The sequence below is a fragment of the Haloarcula sp. H-hyl2 genome, from assembly GCF_056934385.1.
Window position 1 is genome coordinate 618,096 of sequence record NZ_JBRIIJ010000002.1, and the last position, 19,315, is coordinate 637,410.

General features: G+C 68.1%; 22 protein-coding genes. 15 read left to right on the forward strand and 7 right to left on the reverse strand.

Going from position 1 to position 19,315, the window contains the following annotated elements:
* Positions 1 to 2 precede the first annotated feature (2 nt).
* Together Hhyl2_RS12955 and Hhyl2_RS12960 are read right to left on the reverse strand one after the other, a co-directional pair.
* Entirely contained in the window at positions 3 to 512 is a 510-nt protein-coding gene (locus Hhyl2_RS12955) for a 2'-5' RNA ligase family protein (RefSeq protein ID WP_483551189.1), read from the reverse strand.
* Between the two features lie 38 nt (positions 513 to 550).
* The gene (locus tag Hhyl2_RS12960; RefSeq protein ID WP_483551190.1) at positions 551 to 739 is read right to left on the reverse strand and encodes a DUF7554 family protein; all 189 of its coding nucleotides are present in this window, start codon (positions 737 to 739) and stop codon (positions 551 to 553) included.
* A gap of 325 nt (positions 740 to 1,064) precedes the next feature.
* Between Hhyl2_RS12960 and Hhyl2_RS12965 the strand changes: the two genes are divergently transcribed.
* The 9 genes from Hhyl2_RS12965 to argF all read left to right on the forward strand — a co-directional run bounded on the left by Hhyl2_RS12965 (position 1,065) and on the right by argF (position 10,084).
* Positions 1,065 to 2,339 (forward strand): argininosuccinate synthase, encoded by a 1,275-nt coding sequence (locus Hhyl2_RS12965; RefSeq protein ID WP_483551191.1) that lies wholly within the window; start codon positions 1,065 to 1,067, stop codon positions 2,337 to 2,339.
* A 4-nt stretch (positions 2,340 to 2,343) separates the two neighbouring features.
* Entirely contained in the window at positions 2,344 to 3,834 is a 1,491-nt protein-coding gene (gene argH / locus Hhyl2_RS12970; protein WP_483551192.1) for an argininosuccinate lyase, read from the forward strand.
* Positions 3,835 to 3,994: 160 nt separating this feature from the next.
* Complete coding sequence (gene lysW, locus Hhyl2_RS12975) at positions 3,995 to 4,159, forward strand: lysine biosynthesis protein LysW (protein ID WP_483551193.1); 165 nt, start codon at positions 3,995 to 3,997, stop codon at positions 4,157 to 4,159.
* A 73-nt stretch (positions 4,160 to 4,232) separates the two neighbouring features.
* Positions 4,233 to 5,120 carry a lysine biosynthesis protein LysX gene (lysX, locus tag Hhyl2_RS12980; protein WP_483551194.1) on the forward strand — a complete coding sequence of 296 codons (888 nt, stop codon included), beginning with the start codon at positions 4,233 to 4,235 and terminating at the stop codon, positions 5,118 to 5,120.
* Entirely contained in the window at positions 5,117 to 6,154 is a 1,038-nt protein-coding gene (argC, locus tag Hhyl2_RS12985) for an N-acetyl-gamma-glutamyl-phosphate reductase (RefSeq protein WP_483551195.1), read from the forward strand. Before lysX ends, argC begins: the two co-directional genes overlap by 4 nt.
* 18 nt (positions 6,155 to 6,172) lie before the next feature.
* On the forward strand, positions 6,173 to 7,018 hold the full coding sequence (locus tag Hhyl2_RS12990; RefSeq protein WP_483551196.1) for an acetylglutamate/acetylaminoadipate kinase: 846 nt from the start codon (positions 6,173 to 6,175) through the stop codon (positions 7,016 to 7,018).
* Positions 7,015 to 8,142, forward strand: a complete 1,128-nt coding sequence (locus tag Hhyl2_RS12995; protein ID WP_483551197.1) for an aspartate aminotransferase family protein — start codon at positions 7,015 to 7,017, stop codon at positions 8,140 to 8,142. Before Hhyl2_RS12990 ends, Hhyl2_RS12995 begins: the two co-directional genes overlap by 4 nt.
* Positions 8,139 to 9,194: a [LysW]-lysine hydrolase gene (locus Hhyl2_RS13000; RefSeq protein ID WP_483551198.1), complete on the forward strand. Its 1,056-nt coding sequence runs from the start codon at positions 8,139 to 8,141 to the stop codon at positions 9,192 to 9,194. The genes Hhyl2_RS12995 and Hhyl2_RS13000 overlap by 4 nt, the downstream gene beginning before the upstream one ends.
* Before the next feature lie 2 nt (positions 9,195 to 9,196).
* Complete coding sequence (argF, locus tag Hhyl2_RS13005; protein WP_483551199.1) at positions 9,197 to 10,084, forward strand: ornithine carbamoyltransferase; 888 nt, start codon at positions 9,197 to 9,199, stop codon at positions 10,082 to 10,084.
* A 221-nt stretch (positions 10,085 to 10,305) separates the two neighbouring features.
* Here the strand turns inward: argF and Hhyl2_RS13010 are convergent, their stop codons facing one another.
* Positions 10,306 to 11,484: an MFS transporter gene (locus tag Hhyl2_RS13010; protein WP_483551200.1), complete on the reverse strand. Its 1,179-nt coding sequence runs from the start codon at positions 11,482 to 11,484 to the stop codon at positions 10,306 to 10,308.
* A gap of 133 nt (positions 11,485 to 11,617) precedes the next feature.
* Here Hhyl2_RS13010 and Hhyl2_RS13015 point away from each other — a divergent pair, with 133 nt between their 5' ends.
* The 5 genes from Hhyl2_RS13015 (at position 11,618) to Hhyl2_RS13035 (ending at position 15,508) form a co-directional block, all read left to right on the forward strand.
* Positions 11,618 to 12,601: an NAD-dependent epimerase/dehydratase family protein gene (locus tag Hhyl2_RS13015; protein ID WP_483551202.1), complete on the forward strand. Its 984-nt coding sequence runs from the start codon at positions 11,618 to 11,620 to the stop codon at positions 12,599 to 12,601.
* A gap of 182 nt (positions 12,602 to 12,783) precedes the next feature.
* Complete coding sequence (locus tag Hhyl2_RS13020) at positions 12,784 to 13,014, forward strand: DUF8001 family protein (protein WP_483551203.1); 231 nt, start codon at positions 12,784 to 12,786, stop codon at positions 13,012 to 13,014.
* A gap of 78 nt (positions 13,015 to 13,092) precedes the next feature.
* Entirely contained in the window at positions 13,093 to 13,479 is a 387-nt protein-coding gene (locus Hhyl2_RS13025) for a helix-turn-helix domain-containing protein (RefSeq protein ID WP_483551204.1), read from the forward strand.
* Positions 13,480 to 13,529: 50 nt separating this feature from the next.
* Positions 13,530 to 14,912, forward strand: a complete 1,383-nt coding sequence (gene thrC / locus Hhyl2_RS13030; protein WP_483551205.1) for a threonine synthase — start codon at positions 13,530 to 13,532, stop codon at positions 14,910 to 14,912.
* Positions 14,913 to 15,067: 155 nt separating this feature from the next.
* Positions 15,068 to 15,508, forward strand: coding sequence for a hypothetical protein (locus Hhyl2_RS13035; RefSeq protein ID WP_483551206.1), 441 nt, complete (start codon positions 15,068 to 15,070; stop codon positions 15,506 to 15,508).
* Positions 15,509 to 15,541: 33 nt separating this feature from the next.
* On the opposite strand, the gene Hhyl2_RS13040 is transcribed toward Hhyl2_RS13035, so the two are convergent.
* The gene (locus tag Hhyl2_RS13040) at positions 15,542 to 15,940 is read right to left on the reverse strand and encodes a hypothetical protein (RefSeq protein ID WP_483551207.1); all 399 of its coding nucleotides are present in this window, start codon (positions 15,938 to 15,940) and stop codon (positions 15,542 to 15,544) included.
* A 132-nt stretch (positions 15,941 to 16,072) separates the two neighbouring features.
* Here Hhyl2_RS13040 and Hhyl2_RS13045 point away from each other — a divergent pair, with 132 nt between their 5' ends.
* On the forward strand, positions 16,073 to 17,248 hold the full coding sequence (locus tag Hhyl2_RS13045; RefSeq protein ID WP_483551208.1) for an aspartate kinase: 1,176 nt from the start codon (positions 16,073 to 16,075) through the stop codon (positions 17,246 to 17,248).
* Here Hhyl2_RS13045 and fer read toward each other — a convergent pair.
* The 3 genes from fer to Hhyl2_RS13060 all read right to left on the reverse strand — a co-directional run bounded on the left by fer (position 17,245) and on the right by Hhyl2_RS13060 (position 19,298).
* Positions 17,245 to 17,886 (reverse strand): ferredoxin Fer, encoded by a 642-nt coding sequence (fer, locus tag Hhyl2_RS13050; RefSeq protein ID WP_483551209.1) that lies wholly within the window; start codon positions 17,884 to 17,886, stop codon positions 17,245 to 17,247. The two genes, Hhyl2_RS13045 and fer, sit on opposite strands and share 4 nt — an antisense overlap.
* A gap of 51 nt (positions 17,887 to 17,937) precedes the next feature.
* Positions 17,938 to 18,624 (reverse strand): metallophosphoesterase family protein, encoded by a 687-nt coding sequence (locus tag Hhyl2_RS13055; protein WP_483551210.1) that lies wholly within the window; start codon positions 18,622 to 18,624, stop codon positions 17,938 to 17,940.
* A gap of 65 nt (positions 18,625 to 18,689) precedes the next feature.
* Positions 18,690 to 19,298, reverse strand: a complete 609-nt coding sequence (locus Hhyl2_RS13060; protein ID WP_483551211.1) for an IMP cyclohydrolase — start codon at positions 19,296 to 19,298, stop codon at positions 18,690 to 18,692.
* Positions 19,299 to 19,315 lie beyond the last annotated feature (17 nt).

The window sequence follows — 19,315 nt, forward strand, 5'->3', positions numbered from 1 at the left end:
CCTCAGGCCGGCAGCGACAGCGAACTCGCGGACTGGCCCCGCTCGGCGTCGTAGAAGGTCAGGCTCTCGACGGACCACTCGACGGGATCGACGGCTCGCTCGGTCAGCCGTCGGGCCGTCTCGGAGTCGCCACCGCGGGCGACCGTGACGTGGGGCACGTAGTCCGCCCCCTCGACGCCGTCGACCGGGTCGAAGGTCTCACAGAGGCGTTCGTGGAGCGCGACCAGGCCGGGGCTCTCGACGGCGAGGTAGACGACGGGAGAGGGACCGGTCGCGGCCGTCTCGAACTGCGCGACACCCGTGATTCGGGCCTCGAACGCTGGCTGTCCGCGGAGCGTCTCGCGTGCCTGCGACTCCAGTCGGGCGTACGCCGCGTGGTCGCCCTCGCCCAGTCGCTTGGCGACGAGCGTGTGCTCGCCCCGCGGTCGCGCCCGCGCTCTCGGCAGGTCTCGGGCCAGTTGGCCGGCGAGCGCGGTGACTGCCGAGGGCAGCGGGACGTTGAGACTGTACACGCCCGGAGCGACGGCTGCCGGCGACAAAAGGGCCGCGTTCAGAGCCGGTCGGTCAGATAGAGGACGATGAGGACGACGACGATCAGTCCCAGCAACGGCTGGAGCGGCCCCAGCAGCCAGCCGAGCAGTCCGAACACTGCCTCGACCACCTCCAGGCCGACCCAGACGATGACGAGGACGAGCAGGACTCGCAACAGGGTATCGACGTCGAGGGATGCGCGGTTCATAGATGGCCGTTCCCGAGCGTGGACAAACCCCTTGTGGCCGATCCTGTCACCGACTCGCGTGACACGAACTCACGCACACGGCGCGGACACGGAAGCTATTAGTACCAGACTTACAGTACCATCACGTACATGACTCGGACCACCGCCGCTGGGATGCTCGCTGGCGCCAGCGAGGGGTCCGACTCTTTCTCGCAGCGACGCCGACGACGACGGGGCCGTCTCTAGGCCCACTACTATCTTCCACTCACACGGTTCGTCTCGTCGCTGATTCCCGCCGTCGACTGTCCGGCCGGTACCCGAAATCGACAGTCACACCACCAAACCAATGTCCGAAGGAAACGGAACCGTCGCGCTCGCCTTCTCCGGTGGGCTCGACACGACAGTCTGTGTATCGCTGCTCAAAGAGGAGTACGGCTACGACGAGGTCATCGGCGTCACCGTCGACGTCGGCCAGCCCGACTACGAGTTCGAGGAGGCCGAAGAGACCGCCGAGGCGCTGGGCGTCGAGCAGTACGTCGTCGACGCCCGCGAGGAGTTCGCCGACCTCTGTCTCCAGGCCGTCAAGGCCAACGCCGACTACCAGGGCTATCCGCTCGGGACCGCGCTCGCCCGCCCGGTCATCGCGAAGGCCATCCTCTCGGTCGCCCAGCAGGAGGGCTGTGACGGTATCGCCCACGGCTGTACCGGCAAGGGCAACGACCAGCTCCGGTTCGAGGCCATCTGGCGCGACTCGGATCTGGAGGTCATCGCGCCGGTCCGCGAACTCGGCCTGACCCGCGAGTGGGAGAACGAGTACGCCGCCGAGAAGGGCCTGCCCGTCGAGGGCGGGGACGGCGGCCGCTACTCCATCGACACGAACATCTGGAGCCGCTCCATCGAGGGCTCGGAACTGGAGGACCCCTCGACCATCCCGGCCGACGACATCTACAAGTGGACCGACAACCCCTCGGGCAAGGAGTCCGAACTCGTCGAGATCTCCTTCGAGGAGGGCGTCCCGGTCGCGGTCGACGGCGAGGAACTGGGCTCGGTCGAACTCATCGAACAGCTCAACGAGCAGGCTGGCGCCCACGGCATCGGCCGCACCGACATGATGGAGGACCGCATGCTCGGGCTCAAGGTCCGCGAGAACTACGAGCATCCCGCGGCGACGGTGCTGCTGACGGCCCACGAGGCGCTGGAAGGCCTCGTCCTGACCCAGGAGGAGCGCCAGTTCAAGGCCCAGGTCGACCAGGAGTGGTCCCAGAAGGCCTACCAGGGTCTCGTCGACGCACCCCTGACCGGCGCGCTGGAGGCGTTCATCGAGGACACCAACGAGCGTGTCTCGGGCACCGTCACGATCAAGCTCGAAGGCGGTCACTGCCGCCCGGTCTCCCGCGAGTCCGACTACGCCGTCTACAGCGAGTCGGCGGCCTCCTTCGACGAGGAGGACGTCACCGGCGGCATCACCCAGCAGGACGCCACTGGCGTCGCGAAGTACCACGGCTTCCAGTCGCGTCTGACCAACAAGATCCTCGAAGACGCAAAGCAGGGCGCCGCGGTGGCCGATGGAGGGAGCGAGGCCGACAGCGGGGCGGCGGTAAGCGAGGACACGGAGGAATAGAGCGATGAGCGGGGAGGGCGAGGCCGACGCCGACGCCGACGAGGAGACGGTCGTCCGCCGCGACCGCTTCGCGGGCGGGCCCGCACGGTCGTTCCTCTCCTCGCTCGCCGACGACGAGCGCATCTTCGCGGCGGATCTAGCCGTGGACCGCGCTCACGTCGTGATGCTCGCCGAGCAGGGGATCGTCGACCGCGAGACGGCCGGCGAGATCCTGACCGCGCTGGCCGACGTCGAGTCTGCGGGTCACGCCGACCTGCCGGACGGCGAGGACGTCCACGAGGCCATCGAGAGCGCGGTCATCGACCACGTCGGGCCCGACGGCGGGAAGATGCATACCGCCCGCTCGCGCAACGACGAGGTGGCCGCCTGCATCCGCTACCGACTGCGCGAGGACGTCCTGGAACTGCTCTCGGCGGTCGTCGGCGCCCGCGAGCAACTGCTCGATGTCGCCCGTGACCACGACGGGACGGTGATGCCGGGCTACACGCATCTCCAGCCCGCCCAGCCGACGACGGTCGCCCACTGGGTGCTGTCCTACGAGCAGGCGCTCCAGCGTGACACCGGACGGCTGCTCGACGCGTACGCACGCGTGAACCAGAATCCGTTGGGGGCCGCCGCGTTCGCCGGCACACCCTTCGACGTCGATCGGACCCGCACCGCGGAACTGCTCGGTTTCGACGACGTCGTCGAGAACTCGATGGACGCTGCCTCGGCGCGGGACTGCCTCGTCGAGACAACCAGCGCGGTCGCCGGCCTGGCGACGACGCTCTCACAGCTCGCCGAGGACGTCGTCGTGATGGCCAGCAAGGGCCACGTCGAACTCGACGACGACTACGCCTCGACGAGTTCGATCATGCCCCAGAAGAAGAACCCGGACACGCTGGAACTGGTCCGGGGGCGTACCGGCGACGCCGTTGCGGGACTGAACGGCCTGTTGACCAACCTCAAGGGCCAGCCCCGCGCGTACAACCGCGACCTCCAGCGGGCGGGTCGGCACGCCTGGGACGCCATCGACAGCGTCACCGAGAGCGTCGAGGTCGCGGCGGGCGCGGTCGCCACGGCCGAGTGGCCGGCAGACACGCTGGAAGCGGCGGCGATGGCAGGCTTCGCGACGGCGACCGGCGTCGCGGACCTGCTGGCGATGGCCGGTGTGCCGTTCCGGACCGCCCACGAGGTGGTCGCGGAGGTCGCGGCCGGCCTCGGGCCGGACGAGGACGCACCCGACTACGACGCCATCGCCGCTGTCGCCGAGGACGTCCTCGACGCACCACTCTCGGAGTTCGTCGACCGCGAGGCCGTCGAGGCGGCGCTGGACCCCACAGAGAGCGTCGCGATGCGTGACTCCCGCGGCGGCCCCGCGCCCGCTGCGGTCGCCGGCCAGCTCTCGACGGCCGAGGACCAGCTCGCCGTCGATACCGAAGCGCTCGACGACCGCCGGACGACAGTCGAACAGGCGACCGATCGCCTGGCCACGGAGGTCGACCGCTATGTCTGAACGACGACCCCCGACGGGGGATTAGTACCATACTTCTGATACTGGTTTCGGACACGCTGCGAAAATTCGATTCATACACCGTTAGAACGCACTGCAGTTACTATTCTTAGCTGACAAGTTCGAAGTGCTTAAGTGGGTCGCTGTCCGAGAGTGAGCTACAATGGCAGACTGCATCGAGTGCGGGGCGGAGGTCTCCCTGCACGACACCCTCGAAGTCGGAGAGATCGTCGACTGTGCCACCTGTGGTGCCGAGCTCGAAGTCATCGACACGGACCCGGTCGAACTCGACAGCGCACCCGAACTCGAAGAGGACTGGGGCGAGTGATGGTCGTCGCGGCGACGGCAGGGTTCGCGACGCCGGCCGACGCCGCGACCCGCGAACACACCGAGGACACACAATGAAGGTCGGACTCCTCTACTCGCGTATCCGCCGGGACGAGAAGCTCCTGCTCTCGGAACTGCGCGAACGCGACCACGACATCGAGAAGATAGACGTCCGCAAACAGCAGTTCAACATCTCTGAGGCCCCGGAAGCCTTCGAGGATCTGGACATCGTCGTCGACCGCTGTCTGGCGACCTCCCGGAGCGTCTACGCGACGAAGTTCGCCGAGGCCTACGACGTCCCGGTCGTCAACGGCCCCGACGTCGCCGAGGTCTGTGCAGACAAGGTCAAGAACAGCCTCGCGCTCGTCGAGGCCGGCGTCCCGACGCCGGACACCGACGTGGCGTTCACCAAGGACGCCGCGCTGGAGTCTATCGAGGACTTCGGCTACCCCTGCGTGCTCAAGCCCGTCGTCGGCTCCTGGGGACGCCTGATGGCCAAGATCGACTCCCGGTCGGCCGCCGAGGCCATCCTCGAACACAAGGAGACGCTGGGCCACTACGAGCACAAGATCTTCTACGTCCAGGAGTTCGTCGAGAAGCCCGGCCGTGACATCCGCGTGCTGGCCACCGACGGCGAACCCGTCGCGGCGATGGTCCGTTCCTCGGACCACTGGCTCACCAACGCCGCCAAAGGAGCCGAGACCGACACCTTCGAACTCGACGACCGCGCGCTGGAACTCGTCGAGAAGGCGAGCGACGCTGTCGGCGGCGGCCTGCTCGGGATCGACCTGATGGAGGTCGGTGTCGACGACGGTGGCGAACCCGACGACTACACCGTCCACGAGGTCAACCACACCGTCGAGTTCAAGGCGCTGAACGAGGTCAGTGACGTCGACGTGCCTTCGAAGGTAGTCGACTGGCTGGAGGCGACAGCCGAGCAGGAGTCGGAGGTGACCGCATGAGCTACACCGCGAGCGTCGTCGGTGGCTCGGGCTTCACCGGCGGGGAACTGCTCCGCCTGCTGGACGGCCACCCCGAGTTCGAACTGGCCCAGGCGACCAGTCGCTCGAAGGAGAACAAGACCATCGGTCACCAGCACCCGAACCTCCGGCACTCGGACCTGCGGTTCTCCTCGCCGGAGGACCTGGAGTCGGTCGACGTGCTGTTCGCCGCGACGCCACACGGCGTCTCGATGGAGCAGATCGACCAGTTCCAGGACGCGGCCGATACCGTCGTCGACCTCTCGGCGGACTTCCGGCTGGAGACCGAGGCCCAGTACGACGAGTGGTACGACGGGCACACGCGCCCGGACCTCCTGGCCGACAGCGAGTACGCGCTCCCGGAACTCAACCGCGAGAACCTCGAAGGGGCCGACCTGATCGCCTCCGGCGGCTGTAACGCCACGGCGACGATACTCGGTCTGCTCCCGCTGTTCGAGCACGGCGTCCTCTCGGGCGACGAGCAGATCGTCGTCGACGTGAAGGTCGGCTCCAGCGAGGGCGGCGCCGGCGGCGGCGAGGCGTCCTCCCACCCCGAGCGCAGCGGCGTCGTCCGCCCGTACGCGCCGACTGGCCACCGCCACGAGGCCGAGATCCAGCAGTTCCTCGGCGTCGACGTCTCCTTCACCGTTCACGCCGTGGACATGGTTCGTGGCGCGAGCGCGACCTGCCACGTCTTCCCGGACGGCCCCGTTTCCAAGGGCGACCTCTGGGGTGCCTACCGTGGCGAGTACGAGGACGAACCGTTCGTCGAACTCGTCGCCGGCGGTGGCGGCGTCTACCGCTACCCCGAACCGAAGGCCGTCGCGGGGACGAACAAAGCGGAGGTCGGCTTCGAACTCGACCCCGGAAACAAGCGGCTGGTGGTCTTCTCGGCCATCGACAACATGATGAAGGGATCGGCCGGCCAGGCCGTCCACGCCGCCAACGTCGCACTCGGCATCGAAGAGACGGCGGGCCTGGAGTTCCAGGGACTCCACCCCGTCGGCGCACCGTAACACCTGGAGTGATTTTCCATGACTGTCGTTATCAAAGTCGGTGGCGCTCGCGCGGTCGACCCCGCGGGAGCGCTCGCGGACGTCGCAACACTCGTTTCGAACGGAGAGCAGGTCGTCGTCGTCCACGGCGGCTCAACCAAGGTCGACGAGACCCTCGAACGACTCGGCATCGACCCCGAGTACGTCGAGACGCCCGGTGGCGTCGTCGGCCGGTTCACCGACGAGACGACGATGGAGGTCTTCGAGATGGCCTTCGGCCACCTCAACACCCAACTGGTCGCCGGCCTCCAGAGCGAGGGCGTCGACGCGGTCGGCCTGAACGGGGTGGACGGGAAGCTCCTCTACGGTCCACGCAAATCCGCGGTCCGGGTCGTCGAGGACGGCAAAAAGAAGATCAAGCGCGGCGACCACTCCGGGACGATCAAGCAGGTCAACGGCGACCTGCTCGAATCGCTGCTCTCGGACGGCTACACGCCCGTGGCGGCACCGCCGATGGCCGGAAAAGACGACGAGGAGATCGTTCCCGTCAACACCGACGCCGACCGCTCGGCGGCCGCCATCGCCGCCGAACTCGACGCGACGCTGGTCCTACTGACGGACGTCGAAGGCGTCTACGCGGACCCCGACGACCCCGAGACGCTGATCGAGTCCGTCGAGACCGGCGACGAGTGGGCGGCTCTGGCGGCGGCCGCCGAGGGGTTCATGGGCCGGAAAGTGATGGCCGCCGAGGAGGCGCTCGACGGCGGCGCACCCGAGGTCGTGGTCGCGGACGCCAACGCGGACGCACCGATCACGTCTGCCCTCGAAGGCAGCGGGACGCATCTCCACGCGAGCGCACTCGACACAGCGGAGGAACACCAATGAGCGGATTCGTCTTCAACGAGAAACCGATCCAGATCGAACGTGGCGACGGCGCGTACGTCTACGACGACGACGGCACAGAGTACCTCGACATGGGGGCCTCGTACGCCTGTGTCCCGCTGGGACACGGCCACCCTGCAGTCCACGAGGCCGTCACCGAGCAGTTCGAGAAGCTGACCTACGTCCAGGCGTCGTACCCGAACGCCCAGCGGACGGCGCTGTACGAACTGCTGGCCGACACCGCGCCAGACCCCATCGACAAGACGTGGCTCTGTAACTCCGGGACGGAGGCCAACGAAGCAGCCCTGAAGTTCGCCCGGTCGGCGACCGGCGAGTCGAAGGTCGTCGCCACCATGCAGGGGTTCCACGGCCGGACGATGGGGTCGCTCGCAACCACGTGGAAGAGCAAGTACAAGAAGCCCTACGAGCCGCTGATGGGCGACGTGGAGTTCGTCCCCTACGACGACAGCGAGGCACTCGCCGAGGCCGTCGACGACGAGACGGCGGCGTTCATCGTCGAACCCGTCCAGGGCGAGGGCGGCATCAACCCTGCCTCGACGGCGTATCTGGAAGCGGCTCGCGAGATCACCGCCGAGACGAACACGGCGCTCATCTTCGACGAGGTCCAGACCGGGATGGGTCGGACCGGCGCGCTGTGGAACTCCCAGCGTGCCGCCGTCACGCCCGACATGATCACCTCGGCGAAGGGGCTGGGCAACGGCTTCCCTGTCGGCGCGACGCTCTGTCGGGACTGGATCGCCGAGGACTACGGCTCGCACGCCTCGACGTTCTCCGGCGGGCCGGTCATCTCCGCGGCGGCCGGCGCGACCGTTTCGACCATCGTCGAGGAGTCCGTCCCCGAGCACGCGGCGGCGATGGGCGACTACCTCCAGACCGAACTGGAAGCCGCCATCGGCGACGAGGTCCGTGACATCCGCGGCGAGGGACTGATGATCGGCGTCGAGGTCGGCCGCGGGGCCAACAAGGCGCTGAAACAGCTGGCGCTGCACCACCAGGTGCTCGCGTTGCCTGCCGGCCGCACCGTCGTCCGTCTGCTCCCGCCGCTGACAATCGACGAGGACCACGCCGACGCCGTCGTCGAGGCCATGGCGGAGGTGGTCGGATGAGCGAAGTGGCCACACGCGAGGTCGACACGGAGGCCCGCGAGTTGCTCGAAGACGTCGTCCGCATCCCGTCGGTCTCCCGGAACGAACGCGATGCTGCCGAGCGTCTGGTCGAGTTCTTCGAGGGCCACGACCGCGAGGTCTGGATCGACGACGTCGGCAACGTCCGTGCGCCGGCCGACGACGGCGTCCTGTTGACCTCCCACATCGACACGGTGCCCGGCGACATCCCGGTCCGCGTCGAGGAGACCGGCGAGGGCGACGTCCTCTGGGGCCGTGGCAGCGTCGACGCCAAGGGCCCGCTCTGTGCGATGGCGATCACGGCCGTCCGCACCGGGGCCTCCTTCGTCGGCGTCGTCATGGAGGAGGTCGACTCGACGGGTGGCCGCCACCTCGTCGAGGACCGCGAGTCGGCCCCCGACGCCGTCATCAACGGCGAACCCTCCGGTTGGGAGGGCATCACGCTAGGTTACCGCGGTCTCCTGGGTGGTACCTACGTCGCCACCAGCGAGTCCGGCCACTCCTCGCGGCCCGAGAACAACGCCATCCAGGACGCGATGGACTGGTGGTCGGCGGTCGACGACGAGTTCGCCAAGGACGAGTGGCACCCGGTCTTCGAGCGGGTCACCTGCAAGCCGGTCGACTTCGACGGCGGCATCTCCGCCGACGGCCTCTCCGTCGAGGCGACCATGCAGGTCCAGTTGCGTGTCCCGCCCGAATACAGCACCGACGAGATCCGCGAGATAGCGGACGGCTATCTGGCGAACGGCACGGTCAACTGGGACGACTGGGTCGAGCCGGTGATGGAGAGCCCCCGGACCAGCGTCGCCCGGGCGTTCCGGGCCGCCATCCGACAGCACGACGGCGAACCCCATCTGCTGCGAAAGACCGGCACCAGCGACATGAACATCTACGCCCAGGCCTGGGACTGCCCGATGGTCACCTACGGCCCCGGCGACTCGGACCTGGATCACGCGCCGAACGAACACATCCACCTCGCGGAGTACGACCGCTCGGTCGCCGTCCTCGAGGACGTGACCGAACGCCTGCTGTAACCATGCCCACGCACCTGCTCGACGTCGACGACCTGACGACCGAGGAACTGACCGCGGTGCTCGACCGCGCCGCCGAGATCAAAGCCGACGGGGCCGACGACCCCCTCAACCAGCAGACGCTGGGGATGATCTTCGAGAAACCCTCGACGCGGACACGGGTCTCCTTCGAGACCGGGATGACCCAGCTCGGCGGGCACGCCGTCTTCCTCGGCCCGGACGACATCCATCTGGGCCACGGCGAACCGGTCAAGGACACCTCACGGGCGCTCTCGCGGTACGTCGACTTCGTGATGGCTCGTGTCTTCGACCACGCGGACGTCGAGGAACTGGCCGCGTACGCCGACGTGCCCGTGATCAACGCCCTGACCGACGACGCCCACCCCTGCCAGACGCTCGCCGACCTGCTGACCATCCGCGAGCAGTTCGGCGACTTCGACGTCTCGGTCGCCTGGGTCGGCGACGGCAACAACGTCTGCCAGTCGTTCGTGCTGGGCGCGGCGATGACCGGCATCGACCTCACGGTCGCCACCCCCGAGGGCTACGAGGTGGCCGACGAGGTGCTGGACCGTGCCGCCGCCTTCGACAACGCCCCCGAGACCACCCACGACCCGGCGGCGGCCGTCGCGGACGCCGACGTCGTCTACACGGACGTCTTCGTCAGCATGGGCCAGGAGGACCGCCGCGAGGAGAAACTCGCCGAGTTCGACGGCTTCCAGGTCACGACGGATCTGCTGGGCGACCGGACGCTCATGCACTGCCTGCCCGCCCACCGCGGCGAGGAGGTCACCGACGAGGTCATCGAGTCCGACAACGCAATCGTCTGGGACCAGGCGGAGAACCGGTTGCATGCCCAGAACGGGCTGTTGGTGTGGTTGTCGGAACAAGATTGAGGGCCGGGCTGACCGGAGGGAAGCGCGGTTTTTCCCCACGTTTTTGCGCGAGCGGTGGTGAGCGAAGCGAACCACCCGACGCGGAAAAAGTGGGTGCCGGACCAGGCGGAGAACCGGTTGCACGCCCAGAACGGGCTGTTGGTGTGGTTGTCGGAACAAGATTGAGGGCCGGGCTGACCGGAGGGAAGCGCGGTTTTTCCCCACGTTTTTGCGCGACCCGCCTACCGCGTCAGCACGGCGACGACTGCCGCGAACGCGAGCGCACCGAGGCCCGCGAGCAACAGGAGGACGCGGTAGCCGCTGTCGACGGCCAGCGCCGCGAAGAGGAACGGCCCGGCCGCCCGGCCGACGGAACTGGCGCTGTTGCGCAGGCTCACCGCGCCGGCCCGGAGCCCTGCGGGCGTCCGGTCGCCGATCCCGGCGTCGATAGACGGGAGGACGACGCCCCAGCCGGCGCCGTAGCCGAGGGTCGCGACGGCGATCAGGAACGGCGACCCCGCGAGCCAGGCTCCGAACAGGCCAACGCCGGTCGCCAGGAACCCGGCGGTGATGAGGCCAGTCGGCGAAAGATACTGCGAGAGGCGGCCGGTCTGGGTCGCGGCGACGGTCGCGGCCACCTCGCCGGTGGTCAGTATCAGGCCGATGAAGACGGGTGTGAGAGCGTAGCGCCGCGACAGGAGGAAGGGCAGCGCGGTGAAGACGGCCCCGAACAGCAGGAAGTCGATGGCGAACGCAGCACCGTAGAGGACCGTGGCGTCCCGCACCGAGAGCGACCCGACCGCGCGGCGGAGGTAGATCACGCTACGGGACTCACGCTCGCCAGGTGGTTCGTCGAGCACGCGGGCCGCGAACAACGCTACCGGAATCCCGAGCAGGTACATGGCGAACGGCGCGGACCACGTGACGGCGACGAGCGCGCCGCCCAGCAACGGGAACGCGGCGGCGCCGGCCGAGAGCACCGCGGCGTTGACCCCCAGCACCGAATTCCGCTGGACGCCCTCGAAGACGTCGGTGATGAGCGTGATCGTCGCGATCCCCATCCCGGCCAGTGCCGTCCCCTGGACGAGTCTGAGCCCGATGACGGCGGCGAAGGGTGGTCGCAGGACGATGGCGCCGCCGGCGAGGCTCCACCCCAGGAGGCTGGCGATGAGGACCCGCCGTCGTCCGATCCGGTCCGCGAGCAGCCCCAGTACCGGCGAGACGACGACGCCCGGAACCAGTATCGCGGTCAGCAGCAGGCTGACGTTCGCGTCCGACGTCCCGAACGCGCTCTTGAACACCGGCAACCCCGGGCTGATGAGCGCGACGCTGAACGGGGTCAACAGGGTGCTCAACAGGACGACGCGGACGGTCGCGGACCGCCACGGGATCGTCTGCGATCGGGTCGTGTCGTCGGTCATCTGGATGGATCGATTGTCTGCCGGTCGTCAGAAACTTCGACGAGCCGACAGAAAGTGGTATCGGCTACACCGGAACGCTCACGACGCGACCACGGGCAGGCCGCTATTTACGCACTCCCGACCAACGGGTGGTATGCGCTATTTCCTCACCGGGGGCACCGGCTTCGTCGGCGGTCACGTCGCCAGGCAACTGCTCGACGACGGTCACGAGGTCGTTGCACTCGCCCGGAATCCCTCGAAGGCAACTGACCTGAAAGAAGCCGGCGCCGAAGTCGTCGAGGGTGATATCCTCGACCCGGAGACGATGCGGGAACCGATGGCGGGTGTCGACGGTGTCTTCCACGTCGCCGGCTGGTACGACGTCGGCGCCGACGACTCGACGCTGGGCGACCGCATCAACGTCGAGGGGACCCGCAACGTCCTGGAGCTGCTGGGCGAACTCGACGTTCCGAAGGGCGTCTACACGAGCACGCTGGCGGTCAACTCCGACACCGACGGGCAGGTCGTCGACGAGAGCTACCGCTTTGCCGGCCAACACCTGACAGAATACGACCGGACGAAGTGGGAGGCTCACTACGAGGTGGCCGAGCCGATGGTCGAGGACGGGCTCCCGCTGGTGACGGTCATGCCCGGACTGATCTACGGCCCCGGCGACACCAGCGTCTTCGGCGACGCGTTGCGGGACTACCTTCGCGGTGATCTCCCGATGATCCCTCGCGAGGTCGCGTACTCGCCCGGCCACGTCGAGGACATCGCCAGGGCGCACATCCAGGCGATGGAGGACGGAGAACCCGGCGAGAGCTACCACATCTGTGGCGAGCCGGCGACACTCGTCGACCTGTTCGACATCGTCGCCGAGGTGAGCGGCCGGGAGCCGCCACGCGCCGTCTCGCCGGCGCTGTTCCGGGCGCTCGCCCCAGTCGCTGGTCTCCTCGAACGCGCCGTGACGCTGCCCAAAGACTACCGTGCGGAGAGCCTGCGGGTCCTCGGTGGCGTCACCTACCTGGGCGACAACAGCAAGGCGACCGCGGAACTCGGGCTGGAACACCGACCGCTACCGGAGGGGCTCCGTGAGACGGTCGAACACGAGATTGAACAACTGGCCCCGCGGGCGTAGTTCCACCCGAAACACCACCCTTTTCGATACGTTTGCGAACAGTTGGCACCCGAAATCGGCGGTGTTCTCCACCCGAAACACCACCCTTTTCGATACGTTTGGCAACTGTTGACAGCACAGCTGCTCGCTCGGAACTCGTCCAGAGCCAACACTGATAGGGTGGACGGGCGAACGTCACGACGATGGAGCCACTCGTCGTCGAGGCGGGCGAGAGTTCGGTCGAGGAGCTCCTCGACGCACTGGAGGACGGGCGCCGCGTCGTCGTCCGCACGGAGTTCCTCGGCTCGGCCCACGAGGTGACACTGCGCTACGACGACGTCTGGTACTGCGATACGCCGACCCGGTTGCACAAACACGAGAGCCGCGCGGAGATGCGGACCTGTCTGGAACGCCAGGGCTACGCGCAGGAGTGAGCCGGTGACACCGGCTACACCGGGTGAGCTACAGGTAACGACCTCGTTTATGCAACTCGCGGTTCTACGAGCGTCCACATGGCAGTCAACCCCTCCCCCAACCAGGTCCGCGAGCTGATGGTCGATGCCGAGCCCGACTTTGCGGAGGTGCTGGCCTGCGTCTTCGGCGTCCAGGAACACGAGGTCCGGACCTACCGGGCGCTGCTGGAGACGCCCGCCAGCACCGTCGAGGAACTCGCCACCGATCTGGACCGTGACCGCTCGAACGTCAACCGATCGCTGTCGACGCTGCGGGAGAAGGGTCTGGCGAGTCGCGAACGGCGCCTGCTCGACGGTGGTGGGCACATCTACCAGTACACGGCGACGCCGCTGACCGAGGCCCGCGAGCTGCTGCACGAGACGCTCGACCAGTGGACCGCGGCCGTCCACGACCGCATCGACGAGTTCGACGCCGGCGCGGAGTGAGCAGCGGCCAACCGTCCGACTTTTGACCGCAGAGTTCGTCCGCCCCGGTAATGGCCGACCTGCAACTCACCGACAGCGTCCCTTCGGTGGCCGACGACGGCGTCTGGCTCGCCTGTATCGAGTGTGGCGAGTCGTTCGCCCCCTTCGACGAGATTCGCTACACCTGCGATCACTGCGACGGACTCCTCGAAGCCCGCTACGCCGACCTTCCGACCTGGGAGGACTTCGAGGACGAGGGCCGTGGCGTCTGGCGCTACCACGAGGCCCTGCCCTTCGAGGAGGGTGTCACCCTGCCGGAGGGCGACACGCAACTGCACACCGCCCCCCGGCTGCGAGACGACATCGGCGTCGCCAACCTCCGGATCAAACACGAGGGGATGAACCCCACCGGCTCGTTCAAGGACCGCGGGATGACCGTCGGGGTCCGGGTCGCCCAGGAGGTCGGCGTCGACCGACTGGCGTGTGCCTCGACGGGCAACACGTCGGCGGCGCTCGCCGCCTATGGCGCCCGTGCCGGACTGGAGACGCTCGTCCTGCTGCCCGCGGGGAAGGTCGCGGCCGGCAAGATCGCACAGGCCGCGCTCCACGACGCCCGTATCCTCGAGGTCGACGGCAACTTCGACCAGTGTCTCGACATCGTCCAGGACCTGGCCGCCCGTGGGGAGGTCTACCTCCTGAACTCGTTGAACCCCTTCCGCCTGGAGGGGCAGAAGACCATCGGCCTGGAGATCATGGAGGAACACTACGCGGACCACGGCGAGTACCCCGACCGGATCGTCCTCCCCGTGGGCAACGCCGGCAACACCGCGGCGCTGTACAAGTGTTTCCGTGAACTCGTCAAGGTGGGGGCCATCACCGAGGACCAGGTCCCCAAACTCACCGGCGTCCAGGCAGAGGGCGCGGCGCCGATGGTCGAGGCAATCCAGGAGGGGGCCGCGGAGACCCGTCGCTGGGACGACGTCGAGACCATCGCGACGGCCATCCGCATCGGCAACCCGGTCAACGCGCCGAAGGCGCTGCCCGGCATCCGCGAGACCGGCGGGACCGCCGTCGCCGTCTCCGACGAGGAGATCACCGCGGCCCAGCGAGACGTCGCCCGCCAGGGCATCGGCGTCGAGCCCGCGTCGGCCGCGTCGGTCGCCGGCCTGCGGAAACTCCGCCGGCAGGGCGAGATCGACGCCGACGAGTCGGTCGTCTGCCTGACCACCGGCCATCTCCTCAAAGACCCCGACGCCGCCGCCGCGGCCGGTGCCGAACCCGAACCGGTGCCCAACGACACCGACGCGGTCTTAGAGCACATCGACGAGGGCTCGTCGGTCGTCGAGACGGTCCGGCGCCAGGCGTCGAAGGCCGCCGACTCGCCGCTGCCGGCACTGATCGCCGGCGGCCTCGGTGCCGCGTATCTCTACCGGAAGCTCCGCTCGAAGGAGTAACGCCGGCGGACAGGCCAGAACGGCGGTACCGACACCGGGGTCGTGCTGGCCCATCCCGGCGCCAACCGACTCTGCGGACCGATCGGTTCTCCTGACCACCGCTCGGAGAGATATGTATATAGTATCACACGACGTACGCTAGCAGTGGTGACACCATGTCGTACCCACCATCGACCGAACTGGCAGACGACCGGTCGGGTTGGCACCAGTACCTCCGTGCGTTCCTCGGCGGACTCGTGGTCGCCAGCGCCATGTTCTTCGTCGTCGCCGCGGTCCAGACGCCCGAACTGGACCCGCCACCCGAGACTGTCGCCGTCTTCCTCGTCGCGGCGACGGCCGGGACGGTGAGCTACCTGTTGCTAGAACACCGGCCCGCGGCCGGCTACGCCGCGGCGGCGCTCACCGGTGGGTTCGTCCTGCTCGAAGTCGTGCTCGTGGTCGCCGGCGTCTACGGGCCGGCGGGCCCGGAGACCAACCCGTTGGGGCCGATCAGTTACGTCGTCCTGGCCGTCGCCGTCGTGCTCACGGCGGTGCTGTCCTGGCGCGGTCGCGAGCGGACCGACGCACCGCTGGAGACGTCCTCGCGCGTCGGCTGAGTCGCCCTACGACCCCGTCGTGACGGCACAGGCTCACTGCTCGGCTCGGCCCGGTTCGAGCCGGTACCGGGTCGTCGGCTGTCCCTCGAACTGTGGTCCGGAGCCGGTGTCGGCGAAGCCGCTTGCCTCGACGGCCGTCTGGACGGCGGGTTCGTCGTCGGGGACGAGCAGTTCGACGGTCATGTGCTCGCGTTCCGCGAACTCGATCGGCTCGGCCAACAGACGTTCACAGACGTCGGTGGCCCCCGCCAGTTGCGTGACGTGGACGGTGCCCCGCTCGGCGTCGTAGCTGACGAAGCCAACGATCTCCTCTGCGTCCTCGGCCACGTGGACCGTCCGGTCGTGGACGAGGTTCCGCATCACGTCCGGCGGCCCCGTCGCGAGGTCTGCGAGGGCTTCGGCGTCAGCCTCGACAGCGTCACGTACCTCCATAGCCCTGTGTGTGTTCCCCACGCAGATAAACCGTGTGTCGGTTCGTGCCCCTTCACGGAGATGAAAGCAGTTATCCCGGGTGACGGCCAAGCCGACGGCAATGATTCACGCACACGCTGAGCAGGTGATGCCATGCGCGTAGTCGCGAAGTTCGGCGGGACGAGCCTCGGGAACGGCGACCGGATCAACCGTGCCGCAGACTCCATCGCGGCCGCGATCAATCAGGGCCACGAGGTCGCCGTCGTCGCGAGCGCGATGGGCAACACCACCGACGAACTGCTCGACGGCATCGAGTACGACGCCGCCGACGAGGACCGTGCCGAGATCGTCTCGATGGGCGAGCGGACCTCCGTCCGGATGCTCAAGGGGGCACTGGCTGCCCGCGGCATCGAGGCGGTCTTCCTCGAACCTGGCAGCGAGGACTGGCCGATCATCACCGACGAGTACGGCGAGGTCGACGTCGAGGAGACCCAGAAGCGCGCCCACGCGCTTGCCGGCCAGCTCAAGGACGTCGTCCCCGTGATGACCGGCTTCCTGGCGGAGGACCACCAGGGCAACGTGACGACGCTGGGTCGTGGCGGCTCTGACACCTCGGCGGTCATGATGGGCAACTACATGGACGCCGACGAGGTCGTCATCGTCACCGACGTCGAGGGCGTCATGACCGGTGACCCGCGCGTCGTCGAGGGCGCGCGCAACGTCGGCGAGATCACGGTCGACGAACTGCGCTCGCTGTCGTTCCGCGGCGCGGAGGTCGTCGCCCCCTCGGCGCTGTCGTACAAGGATGCCGCACTCGGAGTCCGGGTCGTCCACTACCAGCACGGCGACCTGCTGACCGGCGGCACCTCCATCGAGGGCGAGTTCCAGAACCTCATCGACCTCCAGGAGAACCCCGTGGCCTGTGTCACCGTCGCCGGGCGTGCCATCCGGAACAGTCCGGGTATCCTCGCGGAACTGTCGAGCGCCATCGCGAAGGAGGACATCAACATCGAAGCCAACTCCTCGGGGATGGACTCGCTGACGTTCTACGTCGACGCCGACGACGCGGACGACGCCGAGGCGCTGCTGCACGACAAGGTCGTCGACGACGAGACGCTCTCGTCGGTCACCGTCGAGGACGAGATCGCTGTCATCCGCGTCACTGGCGGCGACCCGAACCAGCCCGACCTGGCCCGACGGGTCATCGAACCGGTCTCTGACGCTCACATCCATCTCTACGACGTCGTCACGTCGGCCACGTCGGTCTCGGTGTTCGTCCCCTGGGACGACCGCGAGCAAGCCCTCGAACTCATCCAGGGCGTCTTCTAGTCGGTCGAGGCCTGCTCGAACCGACTCGCCGGCAGCAACAGGTCGCTGACCTCGGGCATGTGCTTGACGTTGTAGACGATCTTGGTGTCGGTCGTCGGCGCGGTGAGACAGGACAGACGGATCCCCCGGTCCAGCAGGTCCGGCGGGAGGACGTGGCTCTTCGGTGATGGCATCTCGCCCTCGACGACCGCGACCGCACAGTTCGTACAGGCGCCGCCACGACAGGCGAACGGCCAGGCATACCCCCGGTCCTCGGCGGCCTCCAGCAGCGACTCGCTCCCGTCGGGCTCCAGTTCGAACTCGCCGTAGTCGGCCCGCGAGAGGTTCAGCCCGGCGGCCTTCTCGAAGAGGTCGTCGTCCTCGAGCGACCAGCCGTAGTCCTCGATCACCTCGTAGTTGAGGTACTCGATAGTGGGGCCGACGGGTTCGGGCTCTGGCTCCGGCTTCGGCGCCGGGACGGGCTCGCCGGGTTCCCAGCCGTTCTGGATCTGCTCGTAGGCGGTCTTGACTTCCTGGAACGCCTCGGCAGAGCCACCCTGGTCCGGGTGCACCTCCTTGACCCGGCGCCGATACGCGTCCACGATCGCCCGCTCGTCGGCGTCCTCGTCGAGACCCAGGACGTCGTATGGGGACTCCACGCCCCTACTAGCGACGAGGGACATATATTCGCTCCTATCGCTGCAGCACTGTCACCGACCCTGTGTCAGGCGGAACCCGATCTCTCGCGGGAGACCGGCGTCTGTGACGGCGTGGATGACGGCGTCGGTGTCGTAGGCAACCCGATGCTCGTCGACCGAGAGCGTCTCCAGGTCGAGGACGGCGTATGCGGCCCGGTGGTCGCCGTCGCGGGGCTGGCCGACGCTGCCGGGGTTCAACACGACGCCCTCCTCGTAGCGCTCGTGGTACTGCCGGTGGGTGTGGCCCATGATCAGGACGTCTTCGTCGCCCAGCAGGTCTGGCCCGAACTCGTCGGGGTAGGTGTAGTGATCGGGGTCGTCGGGGTGGCCGTGGACGAGTTTCACGCGGCCATCACAGACCCGTCGCTCGTCGGGGAGCGCCGCGAGCCAGTCGAGTTGCTCCTCACCGAGTTGCTCCGTGGCGTGTTCGACGCCGGCCTTGGCCATGCCGTTGAACGCGAACGGTGTCGTGTCCGCGACGGCCCGGTCGTGGTTACCCATCACCGTCGGGACTTCCTCGTCGGGATATCCGGCGTGGTCGCCGACTCCGCGCATCGCGTCCACACAGTCGGCGTGCCACGGGTTGTATCCCACCACGTCGCCGGCACAGACGAGCATATCGACCGCGGGCATGTCCGCGAGTACCGCCCGGAGTGCCACGCGGTTGCCGTGGAGATCGGAGATGACGCCGAGTTTCATTGTGTCGGTATTATCACCGGGGGAACTTGAGTGTCGTCACTGTCTGTCACACAACCCCAGGAAACCTATTCGCCGTTGTAGACGGCCACGTCGAAGGCACCGGCCGTGCCGGCGACGCCGGCCGCACAGACCGCGTGCTCGAACTCGTGGTCGTACACCTCGCGCGCCGCGGCCTCGGCGTCGGTCGCGGTGAGGTCGAACGGTGTCGGACTGTCCTCTTCGTAGGTAGCCACGAGCGTCGGTTCGGTGACCTCCTCGACGAGCAGGGCGTCCCGGCGGACGGTCCCGATGACGGCACCGGGGCCGTCGCCCGCCGTCGTCGGGTCGTCGCCGTCGACGCCGACGATCCCGGCGATGCGAGGGGTGTCGTAGTCGTCTTTCTCGAAGTCCAGCGCCAGCAGCGGTTCAGCCAGGGCGTCCCGTGCCGGGTAGCCCAGGGCGAGTTTCTCGGCGATGGGGTCGACATGGGAGCCGTTGCCGACGACGGCGCCGCGCTCGGTCACACGGACCCCGTTGTAGGAGATGTAGGGGTTGTCCGTCTCCGGTGCGTCCGGTGTCGGTTCGACGGTGACGGTGCTGTCGCGCTGTACTGCCTGGCGGTTCGGGAACGACCGCGAGGAGACGCGATAGGCGCCACACTCGGGGCCGACGACGACGAAGCGTCCGACGTACATACCCCAGCGTGGCGCGG

What these genes read in the sequence shown, in the direction of transcription:
- Hhyl2_RS13010 (WP_483551200.1), bottom strand. Translation starts at nt 11,484, where the DNA reads ATGACCGACGACACGACCCGATCGCAGACGATCCCGTGGCGGTCCGCG.
- argH (WP_483551192.1), top strand. Translation starts at nt 2,344, where the DNA reads ATGAGCGGGGAGGGCGAGGCCGACGCCGACGCCGACGAGGAGACGGTC.
- Hhyl2_RS12960 (WP_483551190.1), bottom strand. Translation starts at nt 739, where the DNA reads ATGAACCGCGCATCCCTCGACGTCGATACCCTGTTGCGAGTCCTGCTC.
- Hhyl2_RS13060 (WP_483551211.1), bottom strand. Translation starts at nt 19,298, where the DNA reads ATGTACGTCGGACGCTTCGTCGTCGTCGGCCCCGAGTGTGGCGCCTAT.
- Hhyl2_RS13040 (WP_483551207.1), bottom strand. Translation starts at nt 15,940, where the DNA reads ATGGAGGTACGTGACGCTGTCGAGGCTGACGCCGAAGCCCTCGCAGAC.
- lysX (WP_483551194.1), top strand. Translation starts at nt 4,233, where the DNA reads ATGAAGGTCGGACTCCTCTACTCGCGTATCCGCCGGGACGAGAAGCTC.
- Hhyl2_RS12990 (WP_483551196.1), top strand. Translation starts at nt 6,173, where the DNA reads ATGACTGTCGTTATCAAAGTCGGTGGCGCTCGCGCGGTCGACCCCGCG.
- Hhyl2_RS12965 (WP_483551191.1), top strand. Translation starts at nt 1,065, where the DNA reads ATGTCCGAAGGAAACGGAACCGTCGCGCTCGCCTTCTCCGGTGGGCTC.
- Hhyl2_RS13020 (WP_483551203.1), top strand. Translation starts at nt 12,784, where the DNA reads ATGGAGCCACTCGTCGTCGAGGCGGGCGAGAGTTCGGTCGAGGAGCTC.
- Hhyl2_RS13015 (WP_483551202.1), top strand. Translation starts at nt 11,618, where the DNA reads ATGCGCTATTTCCTCACCGGGGGCACCGGCTTCGTCGGCGGTCACGTC.
- argF (WP_483551199.1), top strand. Translation starts at nt 9,197, where the DNA reads ATGCCCACGCACCTGCTCGACGTCGACGACCTGACGACCGAGGAACTG.
- Hhyl2_RS13035 (WP_483551206.1), top strand. Translation starts at nt 15,068, where the DNA reads ATGTCGTACCCACCATCGACCGAACTGGCAGACGACCGGTCGGGTTGG.
- Hhyl2_RS12995 (WP_483551197.1), top strand. Translation starts at nt 7,015, where the DNA reads ATGAGCGGATTCGTCTTCAACGAGAAACCGATCCAGATCGAACGTGGC.
- lysW (WP_483551193.1), top strand. Translation starts at nt 3,995, where the DNA reads ATGGCAGACTGCATCGAGTGCGGGGCGGAGGTCTCCCTGCACGACACC.
- Hhyl2_RS13055 (WP_483551210.1), bottom strand. Translation starts at nt 18,624, where the DNA reads ATGAAACTCGGCGTCATCTCCGATCTCCACGGCAACCGCGTGGCACTC.
- thrC (WP_483551205.1), top strand. Translation starts at nt 13,530, where the DNA reads ATGGCCGACCTGCAACTCACCGACAGCGTCCCTTCGGTGGCCGACGAC.
- Hhyl2_RS13045 (WP_483551208.1), top strand. Translation starts at nt 16,073, where the DNA reads ATGCGCGTAGTCGCGAAGTTCGGCGGGACGAGCCTCGGGAACGGCGAC.
- argC (WP_483551195.1), top strand. Translation starts at nt 5,117, where the DNA reads ATGAGCTACACCGCGAGCGTCGTCGGTGGCTCGGGCTTCACCGGCGGG.
- Hhyl2_RS13000 (WP_483551198.1), top strand. Translation starts at nt 8,139, where the DNA reads ATGAGCGAAGTGGCCACACGCGAGGTCGACACGGAGGCCCGCGAGTTG.
- Hhyl2_RS13025 (WP_483551204.1), top strand. Translation starts at nt 13,093, where the DNA reads ATGGCAGTCAACCCCTCCCCCAACCAGGTCCGCGAGCTGATGGTCGAT.